Genomic DNA, 16,350 nt, shown 5'->3' with positions numbered 1-16,350 from the left:
CTTTCGCACGCGCCTAAACTGGCTCAGTATTGAGGCATCCGTTCCTCTTGACCGTGACAACGCATGTTGGATTCGACGCCTGCCGCGCTGCACACCGGTGCCAGACCACTGCTCCAGGCGGTTGGCCTGACCAAGCGCTATGGCGCGTTCCTCGCCAATGAGGCGATCGACATCGATATCTGGCCACAGCAGATCCACGCGCTGCTCGGCGAAAACGGCGCAGGCAAGACAACCCTCGTGAAGGCCATCTATGGATTGATCCAGCCGAGCGAAGGCGAAATGCGCTGGCAGGGTGAAAAGATGGTTCTCTCCGGACCGTCGGAAGCCCGTAGCCGTGGCATCGGCATGGTGTTCCAGCACTTCTCGCTGTTCGACAATCTTACCGTGGCGGAAAACGTAGCCCTCGGGCTCGACGGCAAGGAATCTTTCAAGGACATGTCGGCCCGCCTTGAGCAAGTGTCCCGTGTTTACGGGCTTCCACTCGATCCCAAACGCGAGGTCTGGCAATTGTCCGTAGGCGAACGCCAGCGCATCGAGATCGTGCGGGCGCTGATGCAAAATCCGAAATTCCTGATCCTCGACGAACCGACCGCGGTGCTGACGCCGCAGGAAGCCGACCAACTCTTCGTCGTGCTCAATCGCCTCAAGGCCGAGGGCCGCGCGATCCTCTACATCAGCCACAAACTGGAAGAGGTGAAGCGGCTTTGCGACACCGCCACCATCCTGCGCGGCGGCAAAAAGGTTTCGACCTGCAATCCCAAGGCGGAGACTGCGGCTTCGCTCGCGCGGATGATGGTCGGCGGCGAGATCAAGGAAGTGAGGGCGCCCGCCGACCGGAAAACCACCGTACCGCGGCTAGTCGTCAACGACCTCAGCCTCGAGCCGGACGATCCGCACGGTGTGCGGCTTCGGCACATCTCCTTCGAGCTCAAGGGTGGCGAAATCCTGGGCATCGCCGGCGTTGCCGGTAACGGACAGGACGAGCTTTTCGCCGCCCTTTCCGGTGAGCGGCTGGCACAGGACCCCGGCACAATCGTCATAGATGGGCATGCCGCGGGGCACCTTTCGATCACGCAGCGCCGCAGGCTTGGGGCGGCCTTCGTTCCCGAGGAGCGGCTTGGCCACGGAACTGCGCCGCGCATGAAGCTTTCGGAAAACGCGCTGCTGACCGGCCACGCCGCGAGCGGCATGGTCCTGCACGGCTTCGTCAATACCGCCGCGACCCTGAAGACTGTCGACCGCGCCACCGAAACCTTCGACGTGCGCAAGGCCAAGCGCGACCCGGAAGCCGCCAGCCTCTCCGGCGGCAATCTGCAGAAATTCATCGTCGGCCGCGAAATCCTGCGCAACCCGGTGGTGCTCGTGGTGAGCCAGCCGACCTGGGGCGTCGACGCGGGCGCCGCCGCCGTGATCCGGCAGGCCCTGCTGGATCTCGCCGCCAGCGGCGCCGCGCTGTTGGTGACGAGCCAGGACCTCGATGAACTCGCTGAAATCACCGACCGCATCGCCGTGATGTTCCATGGCCATCTGTCGGAGCCGTTGCCAACCGCCGGCGCGAGCCGCGAGAAACTGGGCCTGCTGATGGGGGGAAGCACTCTGGAGCAGAAGGAAGCGGCGCATGCAGTTGGTGCTTGAAAAACGCGCCGAACGGTCGAACACGATCGCGCTGATTTCGCCGCTGATCGCGATCGGCCTGACGCTCGTGACCATGAGCATCCTGTTTGCGATCCTCGGCAAGAACCCGATCACCGCGCTCGGCGTCTATTTCATTGATCCCCTCGTCGACAGCTATTCACTGCAGGAGATCGCAGTGAAGGCAACGCCGCTGGTAATGATCGCGATCGGCCTGTCGCTCTGCTACCTCGCCAACGCCTGGAACATCGGCGCCGAAGGACAATTCCTGATCGGTGCCGTCGCCGGAAGCTGGCTCGCGGTGAAGACGCAGGGCACCGACGCCGGCCCGTGGGTATTGCCGGCGATGATGCTGCTGGCTGCGATCGGCGGCGCGCTGTACGCCCTGATACCGGCGATCTGCAAGGTCAGGTTCGGCGCCAGCGAAATCCTCACCAGCCTGATGCTGGTCTATGTCGCCGATCTCCTGCTCGACTACCTCGTGCGCGGTCCGTGGCGCGACCCGAAAGGCTTCAACTTCCCGACCACCGCCGAGTTCGATCCGGTCGCCACCGTGCCGCTGCTGATCGAGGGCGGCCGGCTGCATCTTGGCGGCGTCATCGCGCTCGTGGTGGTCGCCGCAGGCGCGGTGCTGCTCGGCAAAACCATCAAGGGATTTGAAATCCGCGTCGTCGGCGCCGCCCCGCGCGCCGCGCGCTTCGGTGGTTTCAACTCCAACCAGTTGATCCTGCTGACCTTCGCGATTTCGGGCGCGCTGGCAGGCCTTGCCGGGATCATCGAGGTCGCAGGCCCCGTCGGGCATCTGCAGCCCGGGATCTCGCCCGGCTACGGATTCACCGCGATCATCGTCGCGTTCCTGGGGCGGCTGAACCCGGCTGGAATACTAATTGCAGGACTTTTCCTGGCGCTCACCTTCATCGGCGGCGAGCAGGCGCAGATCGCAATGAAAATTCCGTTGGACGTCACCAAGGTCTTCCAGGGCATTCTGCTGTTCTACGTGCTCGCCTGCGATTCCCTCATCCTCTACCGGTTCAAGCTCATTTTCGTATCGCCAAAGGTGTCCAGTGGGGCTCATTGAGGCCATCATCCTTGCCGTGCTGGCGGCTTCCACGCCGCTGCTGCTGGCTGCGACCGGCGAGCTCGTGACCGAACGCTCCGGCGTGCTCAACCTCGGCGTCGAGGGCATGATGATCGTCGGCGCGGCATGCGGCTTCGGCGGCGCCTGGCTCTCCGGCTCGGTCATCATCGGCGCGCTGTGCGGCATCGCCGCTGGCGTGCTGATGTCACTGATCTTCGCGCTGATGACGCTGGGACTTGCGGTCAACCAGGTCGCCACCGGCCTCGCGCTGACCATTCTCGGAATCGGCCTTTCCGGCCTGATCGGCTCCCGCTTCGTCGGCGAAAAGATTTCGCTGGCGCCGCATCTTTATATTCCCGGCCTCACCGATATCCCGCTTATCGGGCGTATCTTGTTCGGCGAGGACGCCTTCGTATACCTCTCGCTGGCACTGGTCGCCGGCGTCTGGTTCTTCCTTTACAGGACGCGGGCCGGCCTGATCCTGCGGGCCGCAGGCGACAATCACGCTTCCGCGCACGCGCTCGGTTATCCCGTGCTCAGGATCCGGATGTTCGCGGTGATGTTCGGAGGCGCTTGCGCGGGCCTCGCCGGCGCCTATCTGCCGCTCGCCTACACGCCGTTCTTCATTCCAGGCATGACCGCCGGGCGCGGATGGATCGCGCTGGCGCTGGTCGTGTTCGCGTCATGGCTGCCGGGGCGCCTGGTGATCGGCGCTTATCTGTTCGGCGCGGTGACGATCCTGCAGCTGCATGCGCAAGGCTGGGGCGTCGGTATCCCATCGCAATTCATGTCGGCATTGCCGTATCTGGCGACCGTCATTGTCCTTGTCCTGATTTCACGTGCACGAACCGGCGGCTCGACCGCGCCTGCGGCGCTCGGGACCGTGTTCGTGCCCGACCGGTAACATGCCCGAAGCGCGCGCGACGGGGCGCCGCGCATGGGAGAGATCTGTCCACCCGTCAGTAAACGGAGAGTTCCATGAAAAAGATTCTCATCGCGGCGACCGCAGCGATGCTCGTCACCGGAGCAGGCCTGTTCGGCGCTTCCGCCGCCGACAAACTCAAGATCGGTTTCATCTATCTCGGTCCGGTCGGCGATCTCGGCTGGACCTACCAGCACGACCTCGGCCGCCTCGAGATGGTCAAGGAATTCGGCGACAAGGTCGAAACCACGTTCCTCGAGAACGTCAGCGAAGGCCCGGACTCCGAGCGTTCGATCGAGCAGCTGGCACGCGCCGGCAACAAGCTGATCTTCACCACCTCGTTCGGCTACATGGAGCCGACGCTGAAGGTCGCCAAGAAATATCCGAACGTGCATTTCGAGCACGCCACCGGCTACAAGCGCGACAAGAACATGTCGACCTATTCGGGTCGATTCTATGAGGGCCGCTACATCCAGGGCATCATCGCTGCCAAGATGTCGAAGTCCGGCGTGCTCGGCTACATCGCCTCGTTCCCGATTCCGGAAGTCATCTCCGGCATCAACGCCACCATGCTCGGCGCACAGACGATCAACCCAAACATCAAGGTCAAGATCATCTGGGCCAACACCTGGTTCGATCCCGGCAAGGAGGCCGACGCCGCCAAGGCGCTGATCGACCAGGGCGCCGACATCATCATGCAGCACACCGACAGCCCTGCCGCGATGCAGGTCGCCGCCGAGCGCGGCAAGCTGGCGTTCGGCCAGGATTCTGAAATGATCAAGTTCGGGCCGAAGGCGCAGCTCACCTCGACCATGAACAATTGGGGCCCCTACTACATCCAGCGCGTCAAGGCTGAGCTCGACGGCACCTGGAAATCGGAAGATTTCTGGGGCGGCCTGAAGAGCAAGCTCGTCGTGATGGCGCCCTACACCAACATGCCCGACGACGTGAAGAAGCTGGCGATGGAGACCGAAGCTGCCATCATCGAAGGCAAGCTGCAGCCGTTCAAGTGCCCGATCGTCGGCCAGGACGGCAAGGAAGTCGAATGCAAGGGCGGCACCCATCTCGACGATAGCCAGGTGCTCGGCATGAATTTTTACGTAAAGGGCATCGACGAGAAGATTCCCGGGAAGTAGGACGGCCCGTCGCTCTTACCTCTCTCCGCCCTTTTGCGGGGAGAGGTCGGGTCGCTTCGAGGGACAGAAAAATTGCGAAAACAACCCCATGCAAAGTAGGAATGGGGCCTCGCTCCATCCGAAAACGCAAGATCTAGTTGGAAATCGACGATCGCAAATCTCTGCTCGTCATTCCCGGATGCGCCTCTTGGGGCAGGCCTCAGATGTGCAATGGCACACCGGGGAATCCTTACCCCTGATGCATCGCGCGCGCGGCGGCGCTGTGCCGGCGGATCAGGTCGGACACATCGAGGCCGGGGATCGAGCCATCCTTTACCACCCATTTGCCGCCGACCATTACCCGGTCGGCACGATGCGCGCCGCATAGAACGAGTGCCGCCAGCGGATCGCCGTGGCCGGAGAAGCGTAGTTCGTCGAGCTTGAACAGCGCGAGATCGGCGGCCTTCCCGACCGCGATTTCGCCGAGCTCGGGGCGCCCGATGCAGGCCGCCGAGCCCTTGGTGGCCCAGCGCAGCGCGTCCTTGTGGCTGACACGGCCGACGCCGTAGCGCGCCCGTTGCAGCAGGAAGGCAGCGCGGACTTCCTGCATCAGGTTGGACTCATCGTTCGACGCCGAGCCGTCAACGCCGAGCCCGATCGAAACCCCCGCCTCCTCCATCTCGCAGACCGGGCAGCAACCCGACGCCAGGATCTGGTTGCTGCATGCGCAATGGCTGATAGCGGTCTTGGCCTTGCCGAGCCGCTTCATCTCGTCGGAATTGAAGAAGATGCCGTGGGCCAGCCAGGTTCGTGCATTTAGCCAGCCGGATTGTTCGAGATAATCCAGTGGGCGGCAGCCATGCATCTGTTCGCAGAACTTGTTCTCGTCCTCGGTCTCGGCCAGATGCGTATGCAAGCGGACGTCGAGCTTGTCAGCAAGTGTGGCGGTCGCGCGCATCAGCGAGGTTGTCACTGAAAACGGCGAGCATGGCGCCAGCGCGATCTGCGTCATCGCATCCTCGCCGCGCTGATGGTGTTTCGCCACCACGCGTTCGCTGTCGGCCAAAATCATATCCTCGTCCTGCACCACGCTGTCGGGCGGCAGACCGCCATCCCTCTGCGAGCGGTTCATCGAGCCGCGCGTCAGCAGCACGCGGATGCCGAGCCGCCGGGCGGCCGCGACCTCGATGTCGAGGGCGTCCTCGAGCCCGGCCGGAAACACATAATGGTGATCGGTCGTGGTGGTGCAGCCCGACAGCAGCAATTCTGACATCGCTACGGTGACACCCAGGTCGAGCGATTCCGGCGTCAACCGCGCCCAGACCGGATAGAGTGCCTGTAACCACGGGAACAGTTCGCGGTCTAGCGCCGCCGGAAGTGCCCGCGTCAGCGTCTGGTAGAAATGATGGTGGGTATTGATCAACCCCGGCAGTACGACATGGCTACCGGCGTCGTAGGTGACGGCATCTGCCGTCACCGGCTCCCGGCCGCGCGGCACCAGTTCGACGATCTTGCCGCCGCGGACCACGAGGCCGCGCTCGGCGCCGTCAGCGAGAATGGAGAGGGGATCCCTGATCCAGATCGCCTGCGTTTGGTCCATAATCCCACCTGATTTGCGAAGGCGCGGTTGCGAGTGCCATCCTCTTGCAAGGACCGTCCCAACCCGAATGGCAATTTGGCGCTGGACTTGCAAGACTTCATAGTCGGAGATGCATCTACTTGAAAGTGTTACCGTATCCATGGACCTGAACACCATTGCCGAGGTTGCCCATCCGACGACGCGGGATCAATTGCCCGTTTGGACGGCAGGCGATGCCTGGCTCGCCGGCGGAACCTGGCTGTTCTCCGAACCGCAGACCCATCTGAAGCGGCTGATCGATCTGACCGACCTGAAATGGCCGGCGCTGACCATCGGCGAGACCGAGCTTTCAATCGCGGCGACCTGCACGGTGGCGCAGCTCGATGCGCTGGCCTGTCCGCCGGAATGGATCGCCTCGCCGCTGATCAACCAGTGCTGCCGCGCGTTTCTCGCTTCCTTCAAGATCTGGAAGACGGCCACCATCGGCGGCAACATCTGCATGTCGCTGCCGGCGGGACCGATGATCTCGCTGACCTCGGCGCTCGACGGTGTCTGCACGGTCTGGCAGGCCGGTGGCGGCGAGTGGAAAATTCCCGTCGCCGAATTCGTCACCGGCGACCAGCGCAACGTGCTCGCGCCGGGTGATCTGTTGCGGCAGATCGATATCCCGCTCGCGGCCTTGAGGCGGCGTTCGGCGTTCCGCCAGATTTCGCTGACGCCGGTCGGCCGCTCGGCGGCGCTGCTGATCGGCAGCGTGACCAGCGACGGCGGATTGGCGCTGACGATTACGGCATCGACCAAGCGGCCTGTTCGATTGTCCTTCGCGGGAATCCCGAACGGCAAGGAATTGCGCGAAACGATTTTGCAGCACATTGCCGACGACCTCTACCATAGCGACGTTCACGGCAAGCCATTATGGCGCAAGCATATGACGCTGCGGCTCGCGGAAGAGATCCGCGTCGAATTGCGGGGCACGGCATAGGCATGACGTTCCAGATCAACGACAGGGAGTTTTCCGAAGCGCCGCAACCCGGCCAATGCCTGCGCACGTTCCTGCGCGAACTCGGCCATTTCGGCGTCAAGAAAGGTTGCGACGCCGGCGACTGCGGCGCCTGCACCGTGCTGATCGACGGCGAGCCGGTGCATAGTTGCCTGATCCCGGCCTTCCGCGCCGACGGTCACGCCGTGACGACGATCGAAGGTCTTGCGCCGGATGGCGGCACTCATCCGATGCAACAGGCGTTCCTGGACGCGCAGGGCTTTCAATGCGGCTTCTGCACATCAGGCATGATCCTGACCTGCGCATCGCTGAACCAGGCGCAGCGGCAGGACCTCGGCGCCGCGCTGAAAGGCAATATCTGTCGTTGCACCGGCTATCGCGCGATCGAGGATGCGCTGAATGGCAAGAACAACATCGAAGACGCCGCCGCGGGCACCGCATTCGGCCGCAGCCTCCCTGCCCCCGCCGGACCGCAGGTAGTCCGCGGCACGGCGTCCTACACGTTCGATGTTGCGCCGGAAGGCCTGCTGCACATCAAGATGCTGCGTTCGCCGTATCCGCACGCAAAAATCATCTCGATCGACAAGCGTGCGTCGCTCAGCGTCCCCGGCGTGCACACGATACTGACGTTTGAAGACGCGCCGGACCGCCTGTTCTCGACCGCGCGGCACGAGTGGGATTGGATGGATCCGGACGACACCCGTGTGCTCGACAACGTCGTCCGCTTTATTGGGCAAAAGGTCGCCGCCGTGATCGCCGAGACCGAAGCCGCCGCGGAGGAAGGCTGCCGGCAACTCGACGTCGCATACGAAATCCTGCCGGCGGTGGTCGATCCCACAGCCGCCATCACGCCCGGCGCCCCTGCGATTCATGACGACAAGACGCCGGTAAACCGCGTCGCGAATGCAGGCCGCAATATCGTGGCGGAAATCCATGGCGAATTTGGCGATGTCGCGGGCGCACTGGCGCAGGCCGCCGTCACCTATGAAGGTACTTTCACGACCCAGCGGGTCCAGCATGCGGCGCTGGAAACCCATGGCGGCCTTGCCTGGGTCGATGCCGATGGAATCCTCAATGTCCGCTCCAGCACGCAGGTACCATTCCTGACGCGGCGTGCGCTGGCCGACCTCTTCCGTCTCCCGCCCGACAAGGTGCGGGTGTTCTGTGAACGCGTCGGCGGCGGGTTCGGCGGCAAGCAGGAAATGTTCGTCGAGGACATTCTTGCGCTCGCAGCGCTCAAGACCGGCCGCCTCGTCAAATTCGAACTGACGCGGGAAGAACAATTCATCGCGACCTCGACCCGGCATCCGATGCAGGTCACCGTGAAGGCGGGTGCTGACAAGGACGGCAAACTGACGGCGCTGCAGCTCGACGTCCTCTCGAACACCGGGGCCTATGGCAACCACGCCGGCCCGGTGCTGTTTCATTCGGTCGGCAAATGCATCGGCGTCTATAACTGCCCGAACAAGAAGGTCGATGGCGTCGCCGCCTATACTAACACCGTGCCCGCGGGAGCCTTTCGCGGCTATGGCCTGCCGCAAACCCTGATCGCGGTCGAGGCCGCGATCGACGAACTGGCAAAGCAGCTCCGCATCAGTCCGTTCGAGATGCGACGCCGCAATGTCGTCAAGTCAGGCGATCCCACGTTGTCGTCGCCGGAATCCGAGTATCACGATGTGCTCTATGGCAGCTACGGCCTCGATCAATGCCTCGATCTGGTCGAGCGCGCGATGGCCGCCGAGGCGCCGCCGCCTTCGCTCTCCGCGGACTGGTTGACCGGAGACGGCATCGCGCTGACCATGATCGACACCGTGCCGCCGGCCGGTCATTTCGCCGATTGCAGCATTTCGCTGCGGGATGACGGCGGCTTCGACCTCACGGTCGGCACCGCCGAATTCGGCAATGGCACCAGCACCGTGCATCGCCAGATCGCCGCGTCCGCGCTGGCGACGACCGTCGATCATATCCGTCTCTTGCAATCCGACACCGCACATGGCGGCCACGACACCGGCGCCTATGGCAGCGCCGGGACCTTCGTCGCCGGGCGCGCGACACAGGTTGCGGCCGAGGCGCTGGCCGGCCAACTGAAGCAATTCGCGGCGTCGTTGTCGGGCGAAAACCCTGATACGTGCACCCTCGACAGCCACGCCACTGTCTGTGCCGGACGCCGCACTCCTTTTGTCCAGCTCGCCGCCTCCGCGCACTCGCGTGGCAAGGTCCTCAGTGCCAGCGGCAATTCGTCAGGCACGCCGCGTTCCGTCGCCTTCAATGTACAGGGCTTTCGCGTCGCCGTGAATAAATACACCGGCGAACTCAAGATCCTGAAGAGCGTGCAGGCCGCCGATGCCGGCCGTGTCGCCAATCCGATGCAGTGCCGCGGCCAGATCGAGGGCGGGGTCGCTCAATCGCTGGGTGCGACGCTCTACGAGGAAATGGTGATCGACGACAACGGCCGCGTCATCAATCCCAAATTCCGCGACTATCATCTGCCATCCTTTGCCGACATTCCCCGCACCGAAGTGTTCTTTGCCGACACGTCGGACACCCTGGGGCCGATGGGCGCCAAATCGATGAGCGAAAGCCCGTACAACCCGGTCGCCGCCGCGCTCGGCAACGCCATTGCCAACGCCACCGGCATCCGCTTCACGGCAACCCCGTTCAAGCCGGACCGGCTATGGCCGCTGTTGCACGAGAAGTTTGGCAAGTAGGCTTCGTCATTGCCTGCGACAAACGCGAAGCGTTTGCGCAAGGGAGCCAGGGGTCCGGCCGACAGCCAATCACTCGTCGGGCTTCCTGCGATCATACGACCAGCCAAACAGGCCGGTTCTGCGAAGGCCGGCGCCAGCGCATGTTGGCTGTACTGAGATTTTGCTTGATCACTTGGTGCACATCGTGCACACGCTGCCTTCTATCTAATTGAAAAACCTAAACTCTCGCTTCAATCCATCGTGGGACCGACTGGTGATCTTCGCTTGGCTTGAATGACAACGAACGCTTTGTTTCTGCAGGAGTGATGTGCGTGACTGATATCTCGGCGACGAAAAATGGACCGCTCGATCCCCGGCTGAACTGGGCCACGCTTTCCCAAGCGGAGCGCGACGCTGCATATGACAACAATGCGGCGGTGAAGAACAGCCCAGCGCTGATCGCGGAAAGAAACCAGATGTCCGAAGCGCTGCGCGCCAGCCGCAAATCATTTCTGGATATGCCGTATGGCGACCGCGAAAAGACGAAGATCGATCTTTATCCGGCCGCCGACAAGACAGCCCCCTGCCTGGTGTTCCTGCACGGCGGTTACTGGCAGCGCAATTCGCGCGAGTTGTTTGCCATGCTGGTCGAAGGCGTCGCGGCCCATGGCTGGTCGGTTGCCATTCCCGGATATTCGCTGGCCCCGGACACGTCACTGACGGAGATCGTGACAGAGATATCACGGTCGCTCGATTGGCTGGCCCAAAACGGCGCGTCATACGGCATGTCCGGGCCCGTCGTGCTCTCGGGCTGGTCGGCCGGCGCTCACCTCGCCGCAATGGCGCTCGATCATCCGCGCGTCACCGCGGGACTGGCGATTTCCGGCGTGTATGATCTTGCACCCATCCGCGACACGGGGCTCAACAACGCGCTGAAGCTGACCGACCAGGAAATCGCACGACTTTCGCCGCTTCGCCTGCCCGCCGTCCACAAACGGCTCGACATCGCCTACGGTACGGCCGAACTTCCGGCGCTGGTTTTCGATTCAATCAAGTTTCATGAATCGCGCATGGCCGCGCACGCACCAGGCAAGCTTTTCCCGATCGAAGGCGCAGACCATTTCAGCATTCTCAGCGAACTGCGGCGGCCTGGCGGCGCGCTTGTCGAAATCGCCCGGAAGCTCGTCGGCTAGAGCCTTTTCCGTTCCGATGGAATCGGAACGGGGCTCTAGATTTTTGATTTGACGCGTTTTCTTGGCGCGAACCGGTCTCCACTTCGCTGGAAAACGCTCTAGGTCGCCGGCGACTTGATCGCCGCAGCGTCGATCCAGATCTGATCGTCCCTGATCCGGACCGGGTATAGCCGCAACGGCCGGCTCGGCCAACCGTAGGAAATCCGGCCATGACGGAGATCGAACGAAGCCGCGTGACGGGGACAGAACAAGCGTCCTCCCGCCGGGTGTCCGAGACTAAGGTCCGCCTGTTCGTGCGGGCACATCCGTTCGCAGGCGACCACACGTCCTTCGCTCCAGACCAGGATCAAATCGACGCCGGTCACGCGGACGCAGACGATCGTTTGCGAAATCAGCCGGCTAAGCCCGCAGACCGGCATCCATTGCCCGTCGCCTGACAACGCCGCCGTTTCGGGCCGCTCATCCGCCAAGATAGGCCTTCCGCACGTGCTCGTTCTCAATCATATCGGCGCCCGGCCCGGACAGAACGATGCGGCCGCCTTCGAGCAGATAGGCGTAGTCGCACATATCGAGCGCAGCAAACGCGTTCTGCTCCACCAGCAGTACCGTCGTCCCGGCATCACGGATGCCGCGGATGATCGCAAAGGTCCGCTCGACGATGTTGGGTGCGAGCCCGAGGGAAGGCTCGTCGAACATGATCAAGCGAGGGCGCGACATGAGGGCCCGACCGATCGCCAGCATTTGCTGCTCACCGCCCGACAGGGTGCCGGCAGCCTGCTTTCTCCGTTCGGCAAGGCGCGGAAACTCGGCGTAGATCCGAGCGCGGTCCGCAGCGATCTCGCCGGCACTGCTGCGCAGATAGGCTCCCATGTCGAGATTTTCCTCGACCGTCATGTGCGGAAAAACCCGCCGTCCTTCCGGACAATGCGCGATGCCCGAGGCCACCACGCGCGGCGGCTTGGCGCCCGCAATGTCCTTGCCCTCGAACAGCATCGATCCGGAGCGCGGCGCGACCAGCCCGGAGATCGCGCGCAGCGTGGTGCTTTTGCCGGCGCCGTTGGCGCCGATCAGGGCGACGAGCTGCCCGGCCTTGACCTCCAGCGAAATGCCGCGCAACGCCGTGACGCCGCCATAGCCACACACCATGTCGCGGATCTCAAGCACGTGTCGCTCCCTGCCCGAGATAGGCCTCGATGACGGCCGGGTCGTTCCGGATCACGTCCGGCGAACCCTCGGCAATGATCCGGCCGTAGTTCAGCACCACTATGCGATCCGAGACGCTCATCACCATCGGCATGTCGTGCTCGACGAGCAGGATGGTGACGCCGCGGTCGCGGATGTTGCGGACCAATTGCACGAAGGTGTGCGTTTCCGAGGCGTTCATGCCGGAGACCGGCTCGTCGAGCAGCAGCATCGACGGCTCGGCTGCCAGCGCCAGTGCCACGCCGACAAGCCGCTGCTCGCCGTAGGACAGTGATCCCGCAAGATCGTGGGCGCGGCGTTCGAGGCCGACCCATTCGACCAGTTCGCTGGCCCGTTCGCGCAAACGCCGCTGCGACGACCGGGCGCGCGGCAGGCCCAGAATGGCCTCGAGCAGGCTCACCCTGCCCTGGCGATGCAGCCCGACCAGCAGATTGTCGTAAACGGTGTCGTTCGGAAACACGCTGGTGCGCTGGAAGGTGCGGATCAGTCCCAGGCCAGCGATCTGATGCGGCTTCAATCCATTCAGCGCCGTCCCGCGATAGCTCACGGCGCCATGGGTTGGATCCAGGAAGCCGGTAACGACGTTGAATGCCGTCGTCTTACCGGCGCCGTTAGGCCCGATCAGGCTGACGATCTCGCCCTCGCCGACCGTGAAGTTCATGTCCGAGAGCGCAACGAGCCCCCCGAAGTGCACGGCAACCTTTTCTACCCTCAATGCCGTCGCTGGAGCTGTCATCAGGCATGCTCCTTGGCGTCACGTTCGGAGAAAGCAACCGGGGCAACCGTTTCGATCCGTTTCCTCGGTTTCGCAAACCGTTGCGCCAGCGATGGCACGATCCCGCGCGGCAATACGAACAGGATGACGATCAGCACGCCGCCATAGGCGATCCATTGCGCCTCCGGCGCCATGATCGGGCGCAGGAAGACCGGCAGCAGTCCGAAGATCATGCCGCCGACAACAGGCCCGGCCAGCGATCCCTTGCCGCCGGTGATGACCATGATCACCATCGTCACCGTATTGATGAAGGCGAACACTTCCGGATCGATGATCCGGATATAGTGTGCGTAGAGACTGCCGGCCGCGCCTGCGATCCCTGCCGAGATCACCGCTGCCAGCGTGAGCGTCTTTGTCACGTCGATGCCGACCGATACCGCCAGCGTTTCGTTTTCCATCAACCCGCGCATGGCGCGGCCGAAATGCGAATGGACCAGGCGCGAGATCAAGAGATAGGTGACAACCGCGACGGCAAGCACGAGGTAGTAGTTCTGCAGCTTGGTGCGCAGCGTCAGATCTCCGAGACCCGGCAATCCGATCGTAATCGATGGAATGTTGGTCAGCGCCAGCGGGCCCTGCGTCAGCTCGACCCAATTCAGCGCCACCAGGCGGACCACTTCGGCGAAGGAAATCGTCACGATCACGAAATAGGCGCCGCGCACACGAAACGACAGCAGCCCAACGAGATATCCGCACAATCCAGCGATGACGATTGCCAGCGCAAAACCGACGATCGGCGGCCAGGGTTCGTGAACGATGCGAAAGCCGAAGGGCAAGCCGACGTCAAAGCCAAGCGACGTCAATGCGCTGACATAGGCGCCAATGCCGAAGAACGCGATATGACCGAGGCTGAGCTGGCCGGTGAACCCAAGCAGAAGATTAAGGCTCATCGCGCCGATGATGAAGATGCCGGTCGTGATCAGCGCGTTCATGAGATACGGATCGCGCAGCCACAGCGGCACCGATGCAAACGCGACGACCGTGAGAATGGCGACCGCTGACTTCATCCGACGCGCTCCGAGCGCGCGAAAAGTCCGGTCGGCTTGAAGATCAGAACCGCGATAATGATCAAAAAGCCCATGGCGTCGCGGTATCCAGATGAAACATAGCCGGCGCCCAGTTCCTCCGCCAATGCCAGAATGAAGCCGCCAATGACCGCGCCGGTGATATTGCCGAGCCCGCCGAGGATCACGATCGCGAATGCCTTGACGGCGGCGAGATCGCCCATTTGCGGGAAGATGACGTAGACCGGACCAAGCAGTGCCCCCGCCGCGGCTGCAAGGCTCGAACCGATCGCAAACGTCGAGGTGTAGATCAGATCGACGTTGACGCCCATCAGCGAGGCGGTGTCCTGATCCTGAAACGTCGCCCGCATCGCGCAGCCGAGTTTTGTTCTGTTGATCAGGAGATAGGTGACGACGATCAGCATCGCGGCCGCGGCGAGCACGAACAGCCGCAACCAGGACACCGAGACCGGACCCAGCACCAGCGGCGCGTCGGGGAACGGCGTCGTCACCGATTTCGCCACGCCGCCCCAGATCCACAGAGCACCGGACTGCATCGCGATCCAGGCGCCGATCATGACCAGCATGGTCGTGTCGATATCGGAGCCGCGCAGCGGCCGCAGCAAGGTCAGTTCGATCGCCGCGCCAAGTAGCCAGCCGGCGACAACGGCGAGCGGCAACGCCAGAAAGAAGTTAACTCCGAGCTGATGCACCACGATGAACATGATGTAGGCGCCGAACGTATACAGCACCCCATGCGTGAAGTTCACGACGTTCATAATGCCGAAGATCAAGGTCAGCCCGATCCCCAGCAGCGCGTAGGTGCCGCCGAGCACCAGCATGTTGATCAGATGTTGCAGAAATTCGCTCAAGGTGGCCCCCAGATATCCTGACGCCGGCGAGACCCGCGGCTCGCCGCGACCCTCGCCGGTCAGCAACGTGACGTCAGAGCGTCTTCATGCCGATCTTGCCGTCGGTGATTTCGATCAGATAGACGTTGGGCTGGCTCTGACCGCTCTCCTTGCCTTCGGGACCGGATTTGCGGAACACGATGTCGCCGTTCAGGCCCTTGATCTTGATATCCCACAGCGCCGCCTTGATCGCTGCAGGCTCCGCTTTGCCCGCCTTCTCGATCGCGGCTGCCGCGGTGCGAATGCCGTCATAGCCACGAAAACTCTCGGTGCAGCCGGCAAAGTCGAAGCCGCGCTTCTTCCATTCGGCGATGAAGTAGTTGGTCGCCTCCGGGTTCGGCGTCTTGTCGGGGAACCAGGGCAGGAAGGTCGTCAGGTGCATGGTGCCGTTGGCGGCGGCCCCCGCCTGCGCGATGATCTGGTCCGGATTCTGCGAGCCCCCGGTGGTGATGATACGCTTCTTGAGGCCCAGCGCTGCCGCCTGCTTGAAGATCAGCGTCAGCTGGTCCACCGCCGTGGTCACGATGATGGTTTCGGAATCGGTACCCTTGAGCTTGGAGAGCTGTGCGCTCATGTCCTGGGCGCCCTGATCCATGGTCTCGACGGCGCCGACCATGATCCCCTTTTCCTTCATCATCTTGCTGAAGTCTTCTGCGGTGCCGCGACCCCAGTCATTGTTGATGACGAGGAAATCGACCTTCTTCAGTTCGAGCTTGTCGACGATCCCCTTGAAGGCCGCGGCCTCGATCGCCGACGGCGGCGAGATACGGAAGATGTAGGGATTGCCGGTCGTGGTGATCTTGCCCGACGAGGAGGTCTCGACCACCATCGGGACTTCGTATTCCATCAGCTTGGGCATCACCGCAAGCGTCAGGCTCGAGCCCCACGCCCCCATCAGGACCGGCACCTTGTCGCTCGTGATCAGCTTTTCGGCGACGGCGGCCGCCTCCGTCGGATTGCTCTTGTTGTCCTCGATGACGAGTTCGAGTTTCTTGCCGAGAATGCCGCCCTTTGCGTTGATCTCATCGGCAGCGATCTTGGCGCCGTTGACGACGTAGGTACCGGAAGCGGCGAACGCGCCCGTAAGCGGCTCGTTCACGCCGATCTTGATGGTCTGAGCCTCGGCGGCACCACCCAGCAAGGCAGCCGCCAGCGCAATCGCCGGAACAATTCTGAAAGTCCGTGTCATTTGGTTCTCCAATCTCACGCTGTTCATCTGTCCGCAGTTCAAACTTCGTCGTTTCCGCATCG

At 63.0% G+C, this 16,350-nt stretch carries 14 protein-coding genes; 7 read left to right on the top strand and 7 right to left on the bottom strand.

Annotation, left to right across the window (positions count from 1 at the left end):
* Positions 1–63: 63 nt before the first annotated feature.
* The 4 genes from V1294_RS17700 to V1294_RS17685 all read left to right on the top strand — a co-directional run bounded on the left by V1294_RS17700 (position 64) and on the right by V1294_RS17685 (position 4,768).
* On the top strand, positions 64–1,635 hold the full coding sequence (locus V1294_RS17700; protein ID WP_334498913.1) for an ABC transporter ATP-binding protein: 1,572 nt from the start codon (positions 64–66) through the stop codon (positions 1,633–1,635).
* On the top strand, positions 1,619–2,710 hold the full coding sequence (locus tag V1294_RS17695) for an ABC transporter permease (protein WP_334498911.1): 1,092 nt from the start codon (positions 1,619–1,621) through the stop codon (positions 2,708–2,710). The genes V1294_RS17700 and V1294_RS17695 overlap by 17 nt, the downstream gene beginning before the upstream one ends.
* Positions 2,697–3,614: an ABC transporter permease gene (locus V1294_RS17690; protein WP_334498910.1), complete on the top strand. Its 918-nt coding sequence runs from the start codon at positions 2,697–2,699 to the stop codon at positions 3,612–3,614. Before V1294_RS17695 ends, V1294_RS17690 begins: the two co-directional genes overlap by 14 nt.
* Positions 3,615–3,688: 74 nt before the next feature.
* Positions 3,689–4,768, top strand: a complete 1,080-nt coding sequence (locus tag V1294_RS17685) for a BMP family ABC transporter substrate-binding protein (RefSeq protein WP_334498909.1) — start codon at positions 3,689–3,691, stop codon at positions 4,766–4,768.
* Between the two features lie 229 nt (positions 4,769–4,997).
* On the opposite strand, the gene V1294_RS17680 is transcribed toward V1294_RS17685, so the two are convergent.
* Entirely contained in the window at positions 4,998–6,347 is a 1,350-nt protein-coding gene (locus V1294_RS17680; RefSeq protein ID WP_334498907.1) for an 8-oxoguanine deaminase, read from the bottom strand.
* Between the two features lie 139 nt (positions 6,348–6,486).
* On the opposite strand from V1294_RS17680, the gene V1294_RS17675 reads away from it, so the two are divergent.
* From V1294_RS17675 to V1294_RS17665, 3 genes are all read left to right on the top strand, one after another.
* Positions 6,487–7,308 (top strand): FAD binding domain-containing protein, encoded by an 822-nt coding sequence (locus V1294_RS17675; protein ID WP_334498904.1) that lies wholly within the window; start codon positions 6,487–6,489, stop codon positions 7,306–7,308.
* 2 nt (positions 7,309–7,310) lie between these two features.
* Complete coding sequence (locus tag V1294_RS17670; protein WP_334498902.1) at positions 7,311–10,034, top strand: molybdopterin-dependent oxidoreductase; 2,724 nt, start codon at positions 7,311–7,313, stop codon at positions 10,032–10,034.
* A gap of 305 nt (positions 10,035–10,339) precedes the next feature.
* Positions 10,340–11,206 (top strand): alpha/beta hydrolase, encoded by an 867-nt coding sequence (locus V1294_RS17665; RefSeq protein WP_442895349.1) that lies wholly within the window; start codon positions 10,340–10,342, stop codon positions 11,204–11,206.
* 98 nt (positions 11,207–11,304) lie between these two features.
* On the opposite strand, the gene V1294_RS17660 is transcribed toward V1294_RS17665, so the two are convergent.
* The 6 genes from V1294_RS17660 to V1294_RS17635 all read right to left on the bottom strand — a co-directional run bounded on the left by V1294_RS17660 (position 11,305) and on the right by V1294_RS17635 (position 16,288).
* Positions 11,305–11,676 (bottom strand): Rieske (2Fe-2S) protein, encoded by a 372-nt coding sequence (locus V1294_RS17660; protein WP_334498898.1) that lies wholly within the window; start codon positions 11,674–11,676, stop codon positions 11,305–11,307.
* Positions 11,666–12,370 (bottom strand): ABC transporter ATP-binding protein, encoded by a 705-nt coding sequence (locus V1294_RS17655; protein WP_334498896.1) that lies wholly within the window; start codon positions 12,368–12,370, stop codon positions 11,666–11,668. The genes V1294_RS17660 and V1294_RS17655 overlap by 11 nt, the downstream gene beginning before the upstream one ends.
* Complete coding sequence (locus V1294_RS17650) at positions 12,363–13,145, bottom strand: ABC transporter ATP-binding protein (protein ID WP_190241754.1); 783 nt, start codon at positions 13,143–13,145, stop codon at positions 12,363–12,365. Before V1294_RS17650 ends, V1294_RS17655 begins: the two co-directional genes overlap by 8 nt.
* The gene (locus V1294_RS17645; protein ID WP_334498894.1) at positions 13,145–14,191 is read right to left on the bottom strand and encodes a branched-chain amino acid ABC transporter permease; all 1,047 of its coding nucleotides are present in this window, start codon (positions 14,189–14,191) and stop codon (positions 13,145–13,147) included. The genes V1294_RS17650 and V1294_RS17645 overlap by 1 nt, the downstream gene beginning before the upstream one ends.
* Positions 14,188–15,060 carry a branched-chain amino acid ABC transporter permease gene (locus V1294_RS17640; RefSeq protein ID WP_334498892.1) on the bottom strand — a complete coding sequence of 291 codons (873 nt, stop codon included), beginning with the start codon at positions 15,058–15,060 and terminating at the stop codon, positions 14,188–14,190. Before V1294_RS17640 ends, V1294_RS17645 begins: the two co-directional genes overlap by 4 nt.
* A 73-nt stretch (positions 15,061–15,133) precedes the next feature.
* On the bottom strand, positions 15,134–16,288 hold the full coding sequence (locus V1294_RS17635; RefSeq protein WP_334498891.1) for an ABC transporter substrate-binding protein: 1,155 nt from the start codon (positions 16,286–16,288) through the stop codon (positions 15,134–15,136).
* Positions 16,289–16,350: the final 62 nt, after the last annotated feature.

Origin of the sequence: Bradyrhizobium sp. AZCC 1678 (genome assembly GCF_036924765.1) — a bacterium.
GTDB lineage: Bacteria > Pseudomonadota > Alphaproteobacteria > Rhizobiales > Xanthobacteraceae > Bradyrhizobium > Bradyrhizobium algeriense.
This window is presented reverse-complemented; position numbering and strand designations above follow the sequence as displayed.